The sequence below is a fragment of the Streptomyces sp. NPDC001770 genome, assembly GCF_053596135.1.
Window position 1 is genome coordinate 164,425 of record NZ_JBSFFN010000007.1, and the last position, 13,320, is coordinate 177,744.

The window sequence follows — 13,320 nt, forward strand, 5'->3', positions numbered from 1 at the left end:
GAGGCCCGGGCGGCTGTGCTTCAGGCGTTCAGGACGAGCTCGGCCTCGGCGCGTACGGTGCGGCGGGCGAGCAGCCAGTAGACGGCGCCCGCGACGAGGGCACCGGCGAAGACCGACAGGTCCAGGCCCCCGGCCGCGTCGGAGAGCGGGCCGACGAACACCGTGGAGTCGACCCAGAGCACCGCCGCCCCGAAGCCGAGGAGCACCGCGATCAGTCCGGCCGGGCGTACCCCGCCCTTGTGCCAGTAGATTCCCTTGCTCCCGGTCTCCCGGGGGAAGAGCGAGGGCACGTGGTAGCGGCCGCGGCGCAGCGCCCAGTCGGTGAGGTAGACGGCGGCCCACGGGCCGAGCCAGAGCACGATCAGGCTGAGGAAGTTGGACAGCAGGGTGTAGAAGTCCGAGGAGAACACGGCCCACAGGGTGATCGCGGTGCACAGGGTCAGGTCGATGAAGACGACCATCCACCGCTTGATCGGGAGGCCGACGGCCAGCAGGTTCAGGCCGGAGGAGTACATGTCGGTGGTGTTCACCGCGAGCAGCGACACGATCGCGAGCAGCAGGTACGGGGTGACGAACCAGCCGGGCAGGACCTCGGGGAGCCCCGAGATCGGGTCGGCGGCGTTGGTGGTCGCGGTGGCCACGGCGGCGCCGAGGATCTGCAGCGCGATGTTGGGCACCATGCCGCCCAGCGCGGCGCAGGCGAACACCTTGCGGGGCGCGGCGCCGGCCGGGAGGTAGCGCGAGTAGTCGCTGCCCATGTCCGCCCAGGACAGCCCGCCCGAGGCGGTGACCATGGCCAGGACCAGGGAGATCGTCACCACCGAGGGGGCCGCGCCGTGGGTGGCGAAGTCCGCCTTCGGGAAGACGAGGAACGCCATGACGACGAACATCGCGGCGAAGATCCAGGCGAAGTACTTCTGCACCTTCATGATCAGGTGGTAGCCCGAGAGCGGCAGGAGCATCTGGAGCCCGGCCGCGACCGCGATGGTCACCAGCTTCAGCGGGGTGCCCGTGGAGACGCCCGCCTGGTCGAGGAGGGCGAGTCCGGCGAGCACGATGAGGACCATGCCGCCCGCTTCGAAGCCGACCAGCATCACCCAGCTCAGCAGCGCGGGCAGCCGTCCGCCGTTCGGCCCGAAGGAGGCCCGGGAGACGGAGTGCGTGGAGGTGCCGGTGCGCGGGCCCTGGAGGCTGGTCAGGCCGGTGACGGTGAAGCCCAGGATGTTGCCGACCACGATCAGCGCGACGGCGTACCAGAACGACAGGCCGAAGGAGACGACCAGCGCCCCGTAGACGACCGTGAAGACGGTGGTGTTCGTACCGGCCCACAGCCCGAAGAGTCGGCCGGGGCCGCCCTGGCGTTCGGCGGCGGGGACGGCGTCGATGCCCCGCTGCTCGACCGTGAAGACGGACGTCTGGGGCGACGGGGGTGTCTGGTCGGCAGCGTGGGCGGTGGATCCGGGCGGGGCGGTGGCGGTGGCCTCGGCCATGGTCGGCAGACGTCCTTTGCGGACTCGCGTCCCGGCCTGGAGGGACGGGACGAGGGATGTACGGGGAGCCCGGAGCGAGCCGGGTGACCGCACGACGGTGTGCGGGGATGGTGCTACGGGGGAGGGGTGGAGCGGTACGGCGAGGGCCGCGCGGCGCGGCTCGGGCGGGGGACCCGGCGCGCCGCACGGGTTGCCAAAACGTTTTGGCAACAACCCGCAGAGAAGTGCGTAAACGTTTTGGCAATGGTTCGGACCGTACTGCCTAAACGTTTTGGCAGTCAACCGGTAGGCTCTCCGCCATGTCAGACGTCACAGAGCCGGACCCGCGCGGTACGCCCCGCAAGCCCCGCACCTCCGGCCCTGCGAAGACGGGTGGCACGGCGAGGACGGGTGGCACGGCGAAGGCCCCCGGCGCCGCGAAGACGGGCGGGCTGCGCGAGGTGGCCCGGCGCGCCGGCGTCTCGGTCACCACCGCTTCGCACGCCCTGAACGGCGTCGGCCGGGTCGGCGCCGAGACCCGGGAGCGCGTACTCGCGGTCGCCGCCGAGATCGGCTACCGCGCCAACCCCAACGCGCGCGGGCTGCGCGGCGCCCGCACCGGCCTGCTCGGCCTGACGCACCGCTCCGCCGTCGAGGGCGGCGTCACCGACATCGAGTACTTCGTCAAGATCGTCAACGCCGCCACCTGGACGGCGATGGCCCACGACTACTCCCTCGTGCTCGTCCCGCCCTCGCTCGACGGCCGCCCCTTCGAGTCGCTGCCGCTGGACGGGACGATCGTCATCGACCCGCTCACCGACGACCCGCTGCTCACCCGGCTCTCCGGCATGGGCGTCCCCGTCGTCACCACCGGCCGCGACCTGGCCCGCAAGGACGCCTTCCCCTGGGTCGACAACGAGCTGTCCACCTGCGCCCTCGCCGCCTTCGACCACCTCGCCGCCACCGGCGCCCGCCGGATCGGCCTGCTGACCGGATCGACCGGCCAGTCCTACGACGAGGACGCGGCCCGCGCCTACCGCGACTGGTGCGCCCGCACCGGGAACCCGGTCCTGATGGACCGCGCGGAACCCGGCACCGACTCCACCGACGCCGCCCGCCGGCTCCTCGACCGGCCGGACCGCCCCGACGCGCTCTACGTCGTCATGGAGAAGTTCGGGTTCGCCACCCTCGCCGTCTGCCGTGAACTGGGCCTCGGCGTACCCGAGGACGTCCAGATCGTCGTCGGCGCCGACGGCGAGTTCGCCCGGAGCGCCCGCCCCGCGCTCACCGCGCTGGACCTGGCGCCCGAGGAGATCGGCAAGCAGGCGGCGCAGCTCCTGATAGAGCTCGTCCAGGGCGGCGGCGCGGTGGCCGGGGGCGGTCCCCTGCATCGGCTGGTACCGGCCACGCTGCTGCGGAGGGCGTCGACGCGGGAGCCGGTCTGAGGTGCGCGGCGGGGGCGGGGGCGGTGGGGGTGCGGCCGGGGCGCGACCGGGCGCGACTGGGCGCGGTCTCCTCCGCCAGGTCAACCCTGCCGCTGCTCCCGTGACTTGGCTATTCGTTTCCACTTTCTGACGTCGAGGCGGAGCTTCAGGGCGTCGGAGTGGTATTCCAGTGCCTCCTCGCCGGAGTGGCGGTCGTGCGGCCCGAACCGTGCGGTCGCCGGACGAAGTGGCTGGTGACCCAACTTCCGCCGTGCGAGGCACCGCATCCGACGCCCTGCGCCGATCCACCAGGAACCGCGGGACAGCCCTTGGGTGCCCGACAGGGCGAGCGGCTACCGGGCGCTCTTCCCGCCGATCCGGACTCGCGGTATCGAGGGCCTTTCCTCTTCGTTCAGGAGTACGGCTGCGTCGTCGGGCATGGGCAGGTTACAGGTCAACAACTTGACTTGCCCCAGGGGCTGTTCAATGGAATGGATCGCCGCCACGTCGCTGATGCGCATGAGCGGGCCGTCGGACGCCATGCTGTCCGGGCTCTTTTCCGTGTGCCTGCAATGAAACCTTATTTCTGATACTGGCACCAAAAGGAAGTGGTCGTTATGTTGCCGGAGAGTCGTGACTCGACAGCCACAGACTACGCAAAACTCCACCGGTACCTCTCGCGCGTTACCCAGGCTCTTGTTGATGAGGGAGTTGCACCGCAGGAGCAGTGGGATGAAGTCGGAGGAACGGCCTATTATTGGACAGAAAGCAACCCGAACCCGGGTGATGCACCGTGGGAAAATGGATTTCTTTTGCTTTATGGGGCCAGGGGGGTGCCATGGGTGGGGATGGACCACCCCGGATGAAACGGGTGAACCGAAACTCGACATTATAAGATGGCTAAATGTTTCCCCTACGGTTGCACCGGAAGTGCTGGTACGGCATTTCCGCTTGCTGATTTCCGGGGATATCGACACCTGCTGAATTTGTCCTTCGAAATCTTGGAGTTTCCAGTAAGTGCGTTATGGCAGAGGAAGCCCCTGTTCGATGAGCAGGGCTTCTTCGTGGGTGGGGCGTGGTTGTTGTGGGGTAGGGGCAGGCAGCGGACGGCTTGTTGTTGCTCGATGAGGTCGTGATGCCGTCGGTGCTTGGGCTGATGGAACTGCGTGAGGCGCGGGCGAGGCAGGAGTTGGAGTCCTGGACGGAGGTCTTGGAGCGGGCTCAGGCGGAGGGGGATGCCGCCCGGGAGCAGGTCGAGCGGGCTCGGGTGGGGCGTGAAGAGCTCGTGTCGGTGCTGGCCGAGGGGCACGGTGGATCCGGCGGTTTCCTTAAGAAAGCGGTAGCCTCCATGCCTGATTCTGTTTCGTCACCCAGGCAGAGGCTATTTTGATAGAACGTCAGAGCTTTTTCCTGAGCATGTATATTCCCCTTCTGGAGGTCATGGGGAATTGGTTGGTTCTGTACTGAGAGATTCCGCCAAGTCTGGTTTGGTGTCAAACCTTCGTGACAGTCTGCTGTTTCTCCAGTAGACCGTTCGGCATATTGAAGTCGACGAGGGTAGGCGGCTGACCGGTGCACCATCAGCGCACCCCCCGAGGGCCGCGCGGGTGTTGGCGCGGCCCTCAGCCAAGCCGACTCGGGACCGGCTCAACCAGTCGGCTTCTCCCGCGACTTGAGCGCGATCTGCCACCGGTAGAAGCTCATCGCCAGGGCGAAGTCCAGCCCCGCCCGCCCGTCCAGGAAGCCGCGCCGGTAGACGTACATGTACGCGAACGACACCAGCGGCTTGAACGGGGCCTTGTGGAACAGCTGGCCCTGGCGGGACTTGACCCGGCGGACCTGTTCCTTGACGTCGGGGTGGTGTTCCAGCCAGGCCTCCCAGTCGGAGTACCGGTTGTGGCGCTCGAACCACGCGGTCACCGGGTCGAGGTCCTGGTGCTCGATCGGGTTGCGCAGCGCCTGGGCGGAGTCGGCGACGGGCTGGTAGTGGCCCTCCACCTCGCCGATGCCGGGGGCCGCGAGGTCGCCGACCTCCGGGTAGGCGCAGCGGGTGCGGTCGGTCAGGGAGCGTTTGCGGATGGTGTAGCCGTGGCGCAGCCGTTTGCCGGAGAACCAGTAGCCGAGCGGGATGTCGTACGCCGCGGGCTTCGGTGCGGCGGGGTCGGCGAAGATCGTGCGGAGTTCGGCGAGGAGTCCGGGGCTGAGGCGTTCGTCGCCGTCCAGGACGAGGATCCAGTCGATGTCGGTGCGGACGTTCTCCAGGCACCACTGCTTCTTGCGGGGGTGGCCGCCGTCCCAGGTGTACTCGACCACCTCGGCGCCGCACTCGGCGGCGATCTTCGCCGTGTCGTCGGTGCTGTGCGAGTCCACCACGACGACCGCCTCGAAGTGGCCGAGCACGGAGTTGACCGCCTCGGCGATGTTGAGGCCCTCGTTCTTGGTGGGGATCGCCACGGCGATGGGCAGCTTGCTCAACTCTTGTCTCCTTCGGGCAGCCAGGCGTAGCAGCCTGTGGAGGTGAAGGTGCGGGCGGCGGCGGGGAGGGTGATCCGCACCGGCTGACCGCTGGCGGAGGAACCCTGGTCGAGCACCTTGCCGCCGGCTCCTTCGGTCCGCCAGGTGCAGGCGGGGGTGGGGGAGACCGAGCGGTAGCGGCCCGGGCGCAGTTCCTTGCCGGTGTGGGTGCCGTCGGCGTAGCCGAGCGCGGCCTCGTCCACGAGGTCCTGGTGTCCGGTGCAGAGGTGGGTGACGGCGGGTGCGGCGTCGGGTACTTCGCCGGTGACGATCGAGCCGACGGCGATCCGGCGGTCGGCCTTGACCAGGAAGTCGAGCTTGTCGCAGGTCTCCTGGCCGGTCTGGAGGACGGCGGCCGGGTCCATGCCCTTGGGCACCCGGTCGGTGAGGTACTCCTTCTCCTTCTTGGTGAACGTGCCGGTGGCGGGCGTGAGTTCGTCGGTGGGGACCTTGGGGCCTTCGGCTGCGGGTGCGGTGGGGGACGCGTCGGTGTCCCCACCGGACGTCGGGGCGTCGGTCGGTGCGGCGGCCGAGGGCCCCGCGACGGAGGGCCCGGAGGCCGCGGGGCGGGGTGCCGCCGCGGCCTCCGGGTCGTTCCCGTCGTGGGACGAGCCGCACGCGGCCAGCGCCGCCGTCAGGATGACGACGGCGGCGCCGGCCAGGAGCGGGTTCCTCATCAGCCCGTCCTGAGGGCGTAGTGCGCGGCGATCTGGGCGGCGCTCAGCGCCGTCGGGTAGACGGCGGTCTCGTCGAGCTGACCGGCGAAGAAGGTACTGGTCGGGGCGGACGGCCAGCCGCTGAGGCTGTCGCCGCCGACCCGCCAGTACCCCTCGAAGTTCTGGTTGGTCTTGTACGAGGAGTTGGAGGCCCGCAGCACGCCGTCGACGTAGAGGGCGATGCCACCGGTGCCCTGGGTGGCGACGACGTGGTGCCACGCGCCGTTGTTGTAGGCGGCGGGGGTGGTGATGGTGCGGGTGGAGCCGTCGTGGACGCCGAACACCAGCTTCCCGTCGTTGGTCATGTAGACGTGCTTGTCGTAGTTGGTGCTGTTCTGCATCGTCAGGTTGCCGTACCCGATGAGCTTGCCGCCCTTGGTCGTGGTCGTCTTGAACCAGGTCTCGACCGAGAAGGCGCCCGGCTTGGCGTGCCTGCGGTTGCTGTACGCGTACTCGTCGGTGCCGTTGAACCCGATGGCCGTGGAGGCACCCGCGATGGCGGCCGGGGTCTGCCGGTAGGACGGGGCGTTGCGCAGGAAGCCGTTGTCCAGCCCGGTCCCGGTGTCCGCCGCGAAGGTCGAGGTGCCCTCGTCGTAACGCCAGTAGAGCGAGGCGCCGTCCGCCAGCACCTTCGCCGGGTACGCCTCCGCCGCCGAGGCCACGGTGGCCGACAGGGCGGGGGACTTGGCGCTGGTGTTGGTACCGTCGCTCGCGGTGATCCGGTACGAGTGGGTCTCCCCGGCGGCGACCGCCGTGTCGGTCCAGCGCAGTTGCGGCCGGTCCCAGAAGAGCGAGGTCCCGGTCGTGGTGTACACCGGGGTGGTCGCGCCGTCCTTGTAGATGCGGTAGGTCAGCAGGCCGTCGTCGGTGTCCGAGCTGGTCTGCCAGTTGACCTCGATCTGCCCCGGGACGACGGTCGACAGCTGCACGTTGGGCACCCACGGGGCCCCCGTGTCGGGGCCGTCCGCGAACCTGGTCAGCCCCTGCTGGGCCGCCCCGTTGACGGTGGTGAACTCGCCGCCCACCCACAGGTAGTGGTGTCCGCCGGTATCCGTCTGTGCCATCACCCGGGGGCCGACCGGCTCACCGATGCCGTCGTTGGTGTCCGGGAACCAGGGCAGCAGCTTGGGGTCGTCCACCGACTGCGCCAGCAGGTGGTGGCGCGGCTGGTCGGGGAACTCGCCCATACTGGCGCAGTCGTGGGCGTGGCTCCCGCTGTAGAGCACGCCCGAATGGACCAGCACGGCCTGGGTCGCGCCCAGGCAGGTGTCCCGCCAGCGCTGCTGGAAGTCGTCGAGGTCCACGGCGATGCGCCCGTCGAACACCCCACCGCCGGTGCCCTCGTTGGCCGTGTAGAAACCGGTCGCGTCGGTGGTGATGTCCTGCACCGTGGAGGTGTTGGGGACGAACCCGGGATAGGCGGTCGTCACCGCCCCGGTAGTGGCGTCCGCCACGGCCAGTGCGTGCGAGGTGGTGCCGTTGACGGTGAAGAAGTCACCGCCGAGCAGCACGTGTTGGCCGTCCGGGGTCACCTCGACCGCGCGGGCCACCTCGTCGGCGTTGGCGGTGAACGGCAGCAGGGCGGCGCCGGTGGTGACGGCGGCGAACTTCTGGCGGGTCTGGCCGCCCACGCTGTTGAAGTCACCGCCGAAGTACACGGTGTCGTCCGTGACGGCGATGGCGCGGACGGTCGCCGACACGGCGATCTTGAAGTCGCTGCGCGGGGTGCACGTCGCCGTGTCGATCGCCACGATGTTGCTGACCCCGACACCGTTCACCGAGCCGAACTGCCCGCCCGCGTACAGCGTCGCGCCGTCCGGCGAGAGGGTGAGTGCCCGTACGGTCGCGGTGCCCGAGGAGAGCGTGAACGACAGCGAGCAGCCGTTCGGCGCGCCGGTCGCCGCGTCGAAGGCGGCGAAGTTCACCGCGGGTGTCTCCGAGGTGCCGGCGGCGGCGTCCGGTGGGCGCACCGTGGAGAAGGTGCCGCCGGCATAGACCGTGTCGCCGGTCGCGGCCATCGACCAGACGATGCCGTTGGTCTGCCAGGTGGAGAGATCGTCGGCGGTGATCGACACCGGCGGCGTCAGCGAAGCCGCCGGGGAGGTCCCGACCGCGGTCGCGGTCAGGGCTCCGCCCAGCAGGCAGAGAGCGGCGGAAGCGGCGCGCTTGCGGCCACGTCCGGCGGATCTCCGCCCCGTACGTCCGTTCATCATTCAGCTCCGAAGGTGAGAACGAGCTGCGGCCGGTAGGCCGCGGTGGTGACCTCGCTCGACCAGATACGGAGGCTGTCCGTACCCGTGTTGGTCAAGGCGAGTGATGTGGTGGAGCCGAGGGCCCCTCCCAGGGCCGGCGCGTCCAGTGCCACCGAGTAGCCGGTGGACACGGCACTCGCGCCGGTGATGGTCCCCAGCACGGTCGCACCGAGCGCCGGCCGGGTGTTGTAGGTGACCGTCGATTCGGTCCAGGCGCCGGTGACCGGCACCACCTGGTGGCTCTCGGCGGAACCCGCCGTCGAGTCCGAGGAGGTGCGGAAGTCGAGCCGGGCGCCCTTGAGTACCTGTCCGGCGGGGGCCGCCGGAAGGTCGTACCTGAGGTAGCCCACGTACGCGGTGGTGCCGCGCGAGGCGAGCTGGCTGTCGTTGTAGTTCGTGTTCGGGGCGACGCCGTTGACGTAGGCGTCCTCCACGGGGGTGAGCGTGAACGTGGTGTCCGCACCGCCCCCGCCGCCGCCGGGCACGGGCGGGGCGTCCGCGAGGTCGTGGTGGGCGGCGACCTGCGCCGCCGTCAGGGCGGTCGGGTAGACCGCGGTCTCGTCCACCTGCCCCGCGAGGTAGGTGCTGGTCGGACGGTTCGGCCAGGCGTTGTTCATCGCGTCCCCGCCGACCCGCCAGTACCCGTCGTACGAACGGTTCCCGGTTGCCGCGTTGGTGCCGGCCACCGCGCCGTCCACGTACAGCACCATGCCCGCCGGGCCCTGCGTGGCGACCACGTGGTGCCAGGCGCCGTCGTTGAAGCCGGTGGTGGTGGTGATGGTCGGCCGGGTGCTGCTGTTGCCGGTCTGGACCCCGAAGGTGAGCCGTCCGTCGTCCGTCAGGTAGACGATCTTGTCGGAGATGGTGCTGGTGTGGCCGGTGTCGACGCCGATGTTGTTGCCGAAGCCGACGATCCGGCCCCCGGTCGTCGACGTCGTACGGAACCACGTCTCCACCGAGTACGGCGACGGCGAGGTGAAGTGGTGCAGCCGGTCGCTGTAGACGTACTCGTCCGTGCCGTTCAGGCCCAGCGCGGTCGAACCCGCCACCGCCCCGGCCGCCCGGTACGTCGGCGCGTTGACGTACACCCCGCCGTCGCGCCCGTCCGAGGCGTCCGCGGCGAACGCGCCGCCCGCCTCGTCGTACCGCCAGTACAGCTCGGCGCCGTCGGCCAGCACCTCTTCCTGGTACGGGGACGCGGCGGAGGCCGCGGTGACGGAGGCGGCGGCTGACTGGGCGCTGGTGTTGGTGCCGTCGCTCGCGCTGACCCGGTAGGAGTACGTCTGCCCGGCCACCACGTCCGTGTCCGTGAAGGTCAGCTGCGGACGGCTGAAGAAGAGCGAGGAACCCGTCGTGGTGTACACCGGGGCCGACGCGCCGTTGCGGTAGACCCGGTAGGTCAGCGAGGAGTCGTCGAGGTCGAGCGAGGAACGCCAGTCCACCCTCACCTGTCCCGCCCTGGGTGAGGAGACGCTCACCACCGGTACGGCGGGCGCACCCGTGTCCGGAGAGTCGGCGAACCGGGTCAGCCCCTGCTGGGACGAGCCGTTGACGGTGGTGAACTCGCCGCCCACCCAGAGGAAGTCGCGTCCGTCCCGGCTCGATACGGTCAGCGCACGCGGTCCGACCGGCTCACCGATGCCGTCATTGGTGTCCGGCAGCCACCCCAGCATCGCCGGACCGTCCACCGACTGGGCGGTGAGATGCTTGCGCACCTGGTTCGGGAACTCACCCATGGTGGAGCAGTCGTGCACATGGCTGCCCGCGTACAGCACGCCCCGGTGGACCCGGAGCGCCTGGGTGGCGCCCTGGCAGGTATCGCGCCAGCGCTGCCCGAACCCGTCCAGCTCCATGGCGATGCGCCCGTCGAAGGAGTTGCCCCCCATTCCCTCGCCCGCGACGTACCAGCCACCGGAAGCCTGGTCCGTGACGATGTCCTTGATGACCGCGGACGCCGGGACGAAACCGTTCGGGTAGGTGTGGACGAGCGCGCCGGAGGCCGCGTCCGTCACCGCGAGCGCGTGCGTCGCGGTGCCGCCCACCGTGGTGAAGTCGCCCCCGATCAGCACCGAGGCGCCGTCCGGGGTGACCTTGAGGGCCCGCCCGGGATCGTCAGCGTCCGGATTCCACGCGGTCAGCGCGCCCGCCGGGGTCACCGCCCCGAAGAAGCGCCGGGTGCTCCCGTTGACCGTCTGGAAATCGCCGCCCGCGTACACCGTGCCGTCCGCCGCCACGTCCAGTGCCCGCACCGTCGCGCCGAAGTTCGGCGCGAAGCCCGAACGCACCGTGCAGGTGGCGGTGTTGATCGCAACCAGCCCATTGGCGGCGGTGCCGCTGACCGCATTGAAGTAACCGCCCGCGTACAGCGTCGACTTGTCCGGTGAGAGCGCCAACGCCCGCACCGTGGCCGTGCCGCTGCTACGGGTGAAGGAGAGCGAGCAGCCGGCCGGAGCCCCGGTCGCCGCGTTGAACGCCGCGAAGTTCACCGCCGCCGCCGAACCCGCGCCGCCCGCCGCCACCCCGGCGGGCCGGATCTGGGCGAAGGTACCGCCCGCGTAGACGGCCCCGTTCGCCTCCGCCAGCGCCCATACGATGCCGTTGGTCTGGTAGGTGGACAGATTGTCGGCGGTGAACCCGACCGGCGCGGTCAGCGCGGCGGCCGGAGGAGTGCCCGCCGCCGAGGCGGAGAGCACCCCCGCCGCCAGTGCCAGGACCGACGCACCCACCCCGCCCCGCCACCACCGGGCGGTGGGGCGGCGTGGCGCACTCACCGGTCCACCCGCACGGCCGCCCCGCTGAGCTGCGCCTCCAGCAGCCGGATGTCGGCGTCGACCATGATGCGCGCCAGCTCCATGGACCGCACCTCCGGCTTCCAGCCGAGCAGCTCCTCCGCCTTGGAGGCGTCACCGATCAACGCGTCCACCTCGCTGGGGCGTTCGTACTTCGGGTCGTACCGCACGTGCTCGCGCCAGTCCAGACCGGCGTGGTCGAAGGAGTGCTCCAGGAACTGCCGGACGCTGACCCCCTCGCCGGTCGCCACCACGTAGTCGTCCGGGGTGTCGCGCTGGAGCATTCGCCACATCGCGTCCACGTACTCGGGGGCGTACCCCCAGTCGCGTACCGCGTCCAGGTTCCCCAGGTGCAGCCGGTCCTGGAGTCCGGCCTTGATGCGGGCCACCCCCCGGGTGATCTTGCGGGTCACGAAGGTCTCGCCCCGGCGCGGGGACTCGTGGTTGAACAGGATGCCGTTCACCGCGAACATTCCGTACGCCTCACGGTAGTTGACCGTGGCCCAGTACGCGTACACCTTGGCCACGCTGTACGGGCTGCGCGGGTGGAACGGTGTCCCCTCGTTCTGCGGGGGAGGGGTGGAGCCGAACATCTCGGACGAGGACGCCTGGTAGACGCGGGTGTCGATGCCGCTGGCACGCACCGCTTCCAGCAGCCGGATCGCGCCGAGTCCGGTGACGTCCCCGGTGTAGAGAGGCGCGTCGAAGGAGACCCGGACGTGCGACTGGGCACCGAGGTTGTAGACCTCGTCCGGCTGGATCTCGCGCAGCAGGTTCACCAGCGCCACACCGTCGGCGAGGTCCGCGTGGTGCAGCACGAAGGAGCGGTCGGCCTCCTCGGGCCCTTGGTAAATGTGGTCTATGCGCTCGGTGTTGAAGCTCGACGAGCGACGTATGAGCCCGTGCACCGTGTAGCCCTTGTCGAGCAACAGCTCGGACAGGTACGAGCCGTCCTGTCCGGTCACACCGGTGATGAGTGCGGTCTTGGCCATGACTCCCCCCTTCTGTGGTCGCCTGAACGGCGGTTGGAACCCGGAATTTCATACAGTGAGTGGTTTGCGGTGAAAAGGGCGCAGTGCCGGGCTCCTGCTGGCACAATCCGAGCCATGACGACTGATCTCCCCGGCCTTCCCCAGGAATCCGATCGCCCTCTACTGCGCCCCGGCGCACGCATATTCGTGGCCGGTCACCGTGGACTGGTCGGTTCGGCGGTGGTCCGCCGCCTGACCGCGGACGGCCATGAGGTCCTCACCCGCGGCCGCGACCTCCTCGACCTGCGCGACAGTGCGCGGACCGAGGCGTACCTGAAGGACGTCCGGCCGGACGCCGTCGTCCTGGCCGCCGCCAAGGTGGGCGGGATCATGGCGAACAGCACCTGGCCGGTGCAGTTCCTGGAGGACAACCTCCGCATCCAGCTGAGCGTGATCGCCGGCGCCCACGCGGCGGGCACCGAACGGCTTCTGTTCCTCGGCTCCTCCTGCATCTACCCCAAGCACGCCCCCCAGCCGATCAGCGAGGACGCGCTGCTCACCGGCCCCCTGGAGCCGACCAACGAGGCGTACGCGCTGGCCAAGATCGCCGGAATCGTGCAGACCCAGTCGTACCGGAGGCAGTACGGCGCCTCGTACATCAGCGCCATGCCGACCAATCTCTACGGCCCCGGGGACAACTTCGACCTGGCCACCTCGCACGTCCTGCCCGCCCTGATCCGCCGCTTCCACGAGGCGAAGCGGGACGGGGCGCCCTCCGTCACCCTGTGGGGCTCCGGCACCCCCCGCCGCGAGTTCCTGCACGTCGACGACCTGGCCGCGGCCTGCGCCCTCCTGCTCGCCTCGTACGACGGCGACGAGCCGGTGAACGTCGGCTGCGGCGACGACCTCACCATCCGCGAACTCGCCGAGACAGTCAAAGACGTGACGGAGTACCAGGGCGAGATCGCCTGGGACACCTCGAAGCCCGACGGTACCCCCCGCAAGCTGCTGGACGTGGAGCGCCTGACGTCCCTCGGCTTCGCGCCGAAGATCTCGCTGCGGGACGGCATCGCCGGGACCTACGCCTGGTGGCGCGACCGGGAAGCCGCTCTCGGGTGAGCCGGACAGTCCGGTGCCCTGCCGTGCGCGGGGCACCCGGACTGCGCGCATGGTCTCCACTCAGGC

Annotated in this window: 8 protein-coding genes; 2 read left to right on the forward strand and 6 right to left on the reverse strand. The window is 70.1% G+C overall.

The features are described 5' to 3' along the window. Window positions 1-20 precede the first annotated feature (20 nt). Window positions 21-1,490, reverse strand: coding sequence for a purine-cytosine permease family protein (locus ACWCSV_RS09340; RefSeq protein ID WP_451140127.1), 1,470 nt, complete (start codon window positions 1,488-1,490; stop codon window positions 21-23). 299 nt (window positions 1,491-1,789) lie between these two features. Between ACWCSV_RS09340 and ACWCSV_RS09345 the strand changes: the two genes are divergently transcribed. Further along, complete coding sequence (locus ACWCSV_RS09345) at window positions 1,790-2,914, forward strand: LacI family DNA-binding transcriptional regulator (protein WP_451140129.1); 1,125 nt, start codon at window positions 1,790-1,792, stop codon at window positions 2,912-2,914. Window positions 2,915-4,540: 1,626 nt separating this feature from the next. Here ACWCSV_RS09345 and ACWCSV_RS09350 read toward each other — a convergent pair. From ACWCSV_RS09350 to gmd, 5 genes are read right to left on the reverse strand one after another with little or no spacing between them, the layout of a single operon-like run. Beyond that, complete coding sequence (locus tag ACWCSV_RS09350; RefSeq protein ID WP_451140131.1) at window positions 4,541-5,368, reverse strand: glycosyltransferase family 2 protein; 828 nt, start codon at window positions 5,366-5,368, stop codon at window positions 4,541-4,543. Continuing rightward, entirely contained in the window at window positions 5,365-6,084 is a 720-nt protein-coding gene (locus tag ACWCSV_RS09355) for a hypothetical protein (protein ID WP_451140133.1), read from the reverse strand. The genes ACWCSV_RS09350 and ACWCSV_RS09355 overlap by 4 nt, the downstream gene beginning before the upstream one ends. Next, window positions 6,084-8,336 carry a LamG-like jellyroll fold domain-containing protein gene (locus tag ACWCSV_RS09360; RefSeq protein WP_451140135.1) on the reverse strand — a complete coding sequence of 751 codons (2,253 nt, stop codon included), beginning with the start codon at window positions 8,334-8,336 and terminating at the stop codon, window positions 6,084-6,086. The genes ACWCSV_RS09355 and ACWCSV_RS09360 overlap by 1 nt, the downstream gene beginning before the upstream one ends. Further along, complete coding sequence (locus tag ACWCSV_RS09365; RefSeq protein ID WP_451140137.1) at window positions 8,333-11,146, reverse strand: DNRLRE domain-containing protein; 2,814 nt, start codon at window positions 11,144-11,146, stop codon at window positions 8,333-8,335. The genes ACWCSV_RS09360 and ACWCSV_RS09365 overlap by 4 nt, the downstream gene beginning before the upstream one ends. Beyond that, window positions 11,143-12,156: a GDP-mannose 4,6-dehydratase gene (gene gmd / locus ACWCSV_RS09370; protein WP_451140139.1), complete on the reverse strand. Its 1,014-nt coding sequence runs from the start codon at window positions 12,154-12,156 to the stop codon at window positions 11,143-11,145. The genes ACWCSV_RS09365 and gmd overlap by 4 nt, the downstream gene beginning before the upstream one ends. A gap of 114 nt (window positions 12,157-12,270) precedes the next feature. On the opposite strand from gmd, the gene ACWCSV_RS09375 reads away from it, so the two are divergent. Continuing rightward, window positions 12,271-13,254 (forward strand): GDP-L-fucose synthase family protein, encoded by a 984-nt coding sequence (locus ACWCSV_RS09375; RefSeq protein WP_451140141.1) that lies wholly within the window; start codon window positions 12,271-12,273, stop codon window positions 13,252-13,254. The last annotated feature ends 66 nt before the right edge of the window (window positions 13,255-13,320 follow it).

Bases quoted from the DNA above. Each gene is read 5' to 3' on its own strand.
- ACWCSV_RS09340 (WP_451140127.1), bottom strand. From the start codon at position 1,490: ATGGCCGAGGCCACCGCCACCGCCCCGCCCGGATCCACCGCCCACGCT.
- ACWCSV_RS09345 (WP_451140129.1), top strand. From the start codon at position 1,790: ATGTCAGACGTCACAGAGCCGGACCCGCGCGGTACGCCCCGCAAGCCC.
- ACWCSV_RS09355 (WP_451140133.1), bottom strand. From the start codon at position 6,084: ATGAGGAACCCGCTCCTGGCCGGCGCCGCCGTCGTCATCCTGACGGCG.
- ACWCSV_RS09360 (WP_451140135.1), bottom strand. From the start codon at position 8,336: ATGATGAACGGACGTACGGGGCGGAGATCCGCCGGACGTGGCCGCAAG.
- gmd (WP_451140139.1), bottom strand. From the start codon at position 12,156: ATGGCCAAGACCGCACTCATCACCGGTGTGACCGGACAGGACGGCTCG.
- ACWCSV_RS09375 (WP_451140141.1), top strand. From the start codon at position 12,271: ATGACGACTGATCTCCCCGGCCTTCCCCAGGAATCCGATCGCCCTCTA.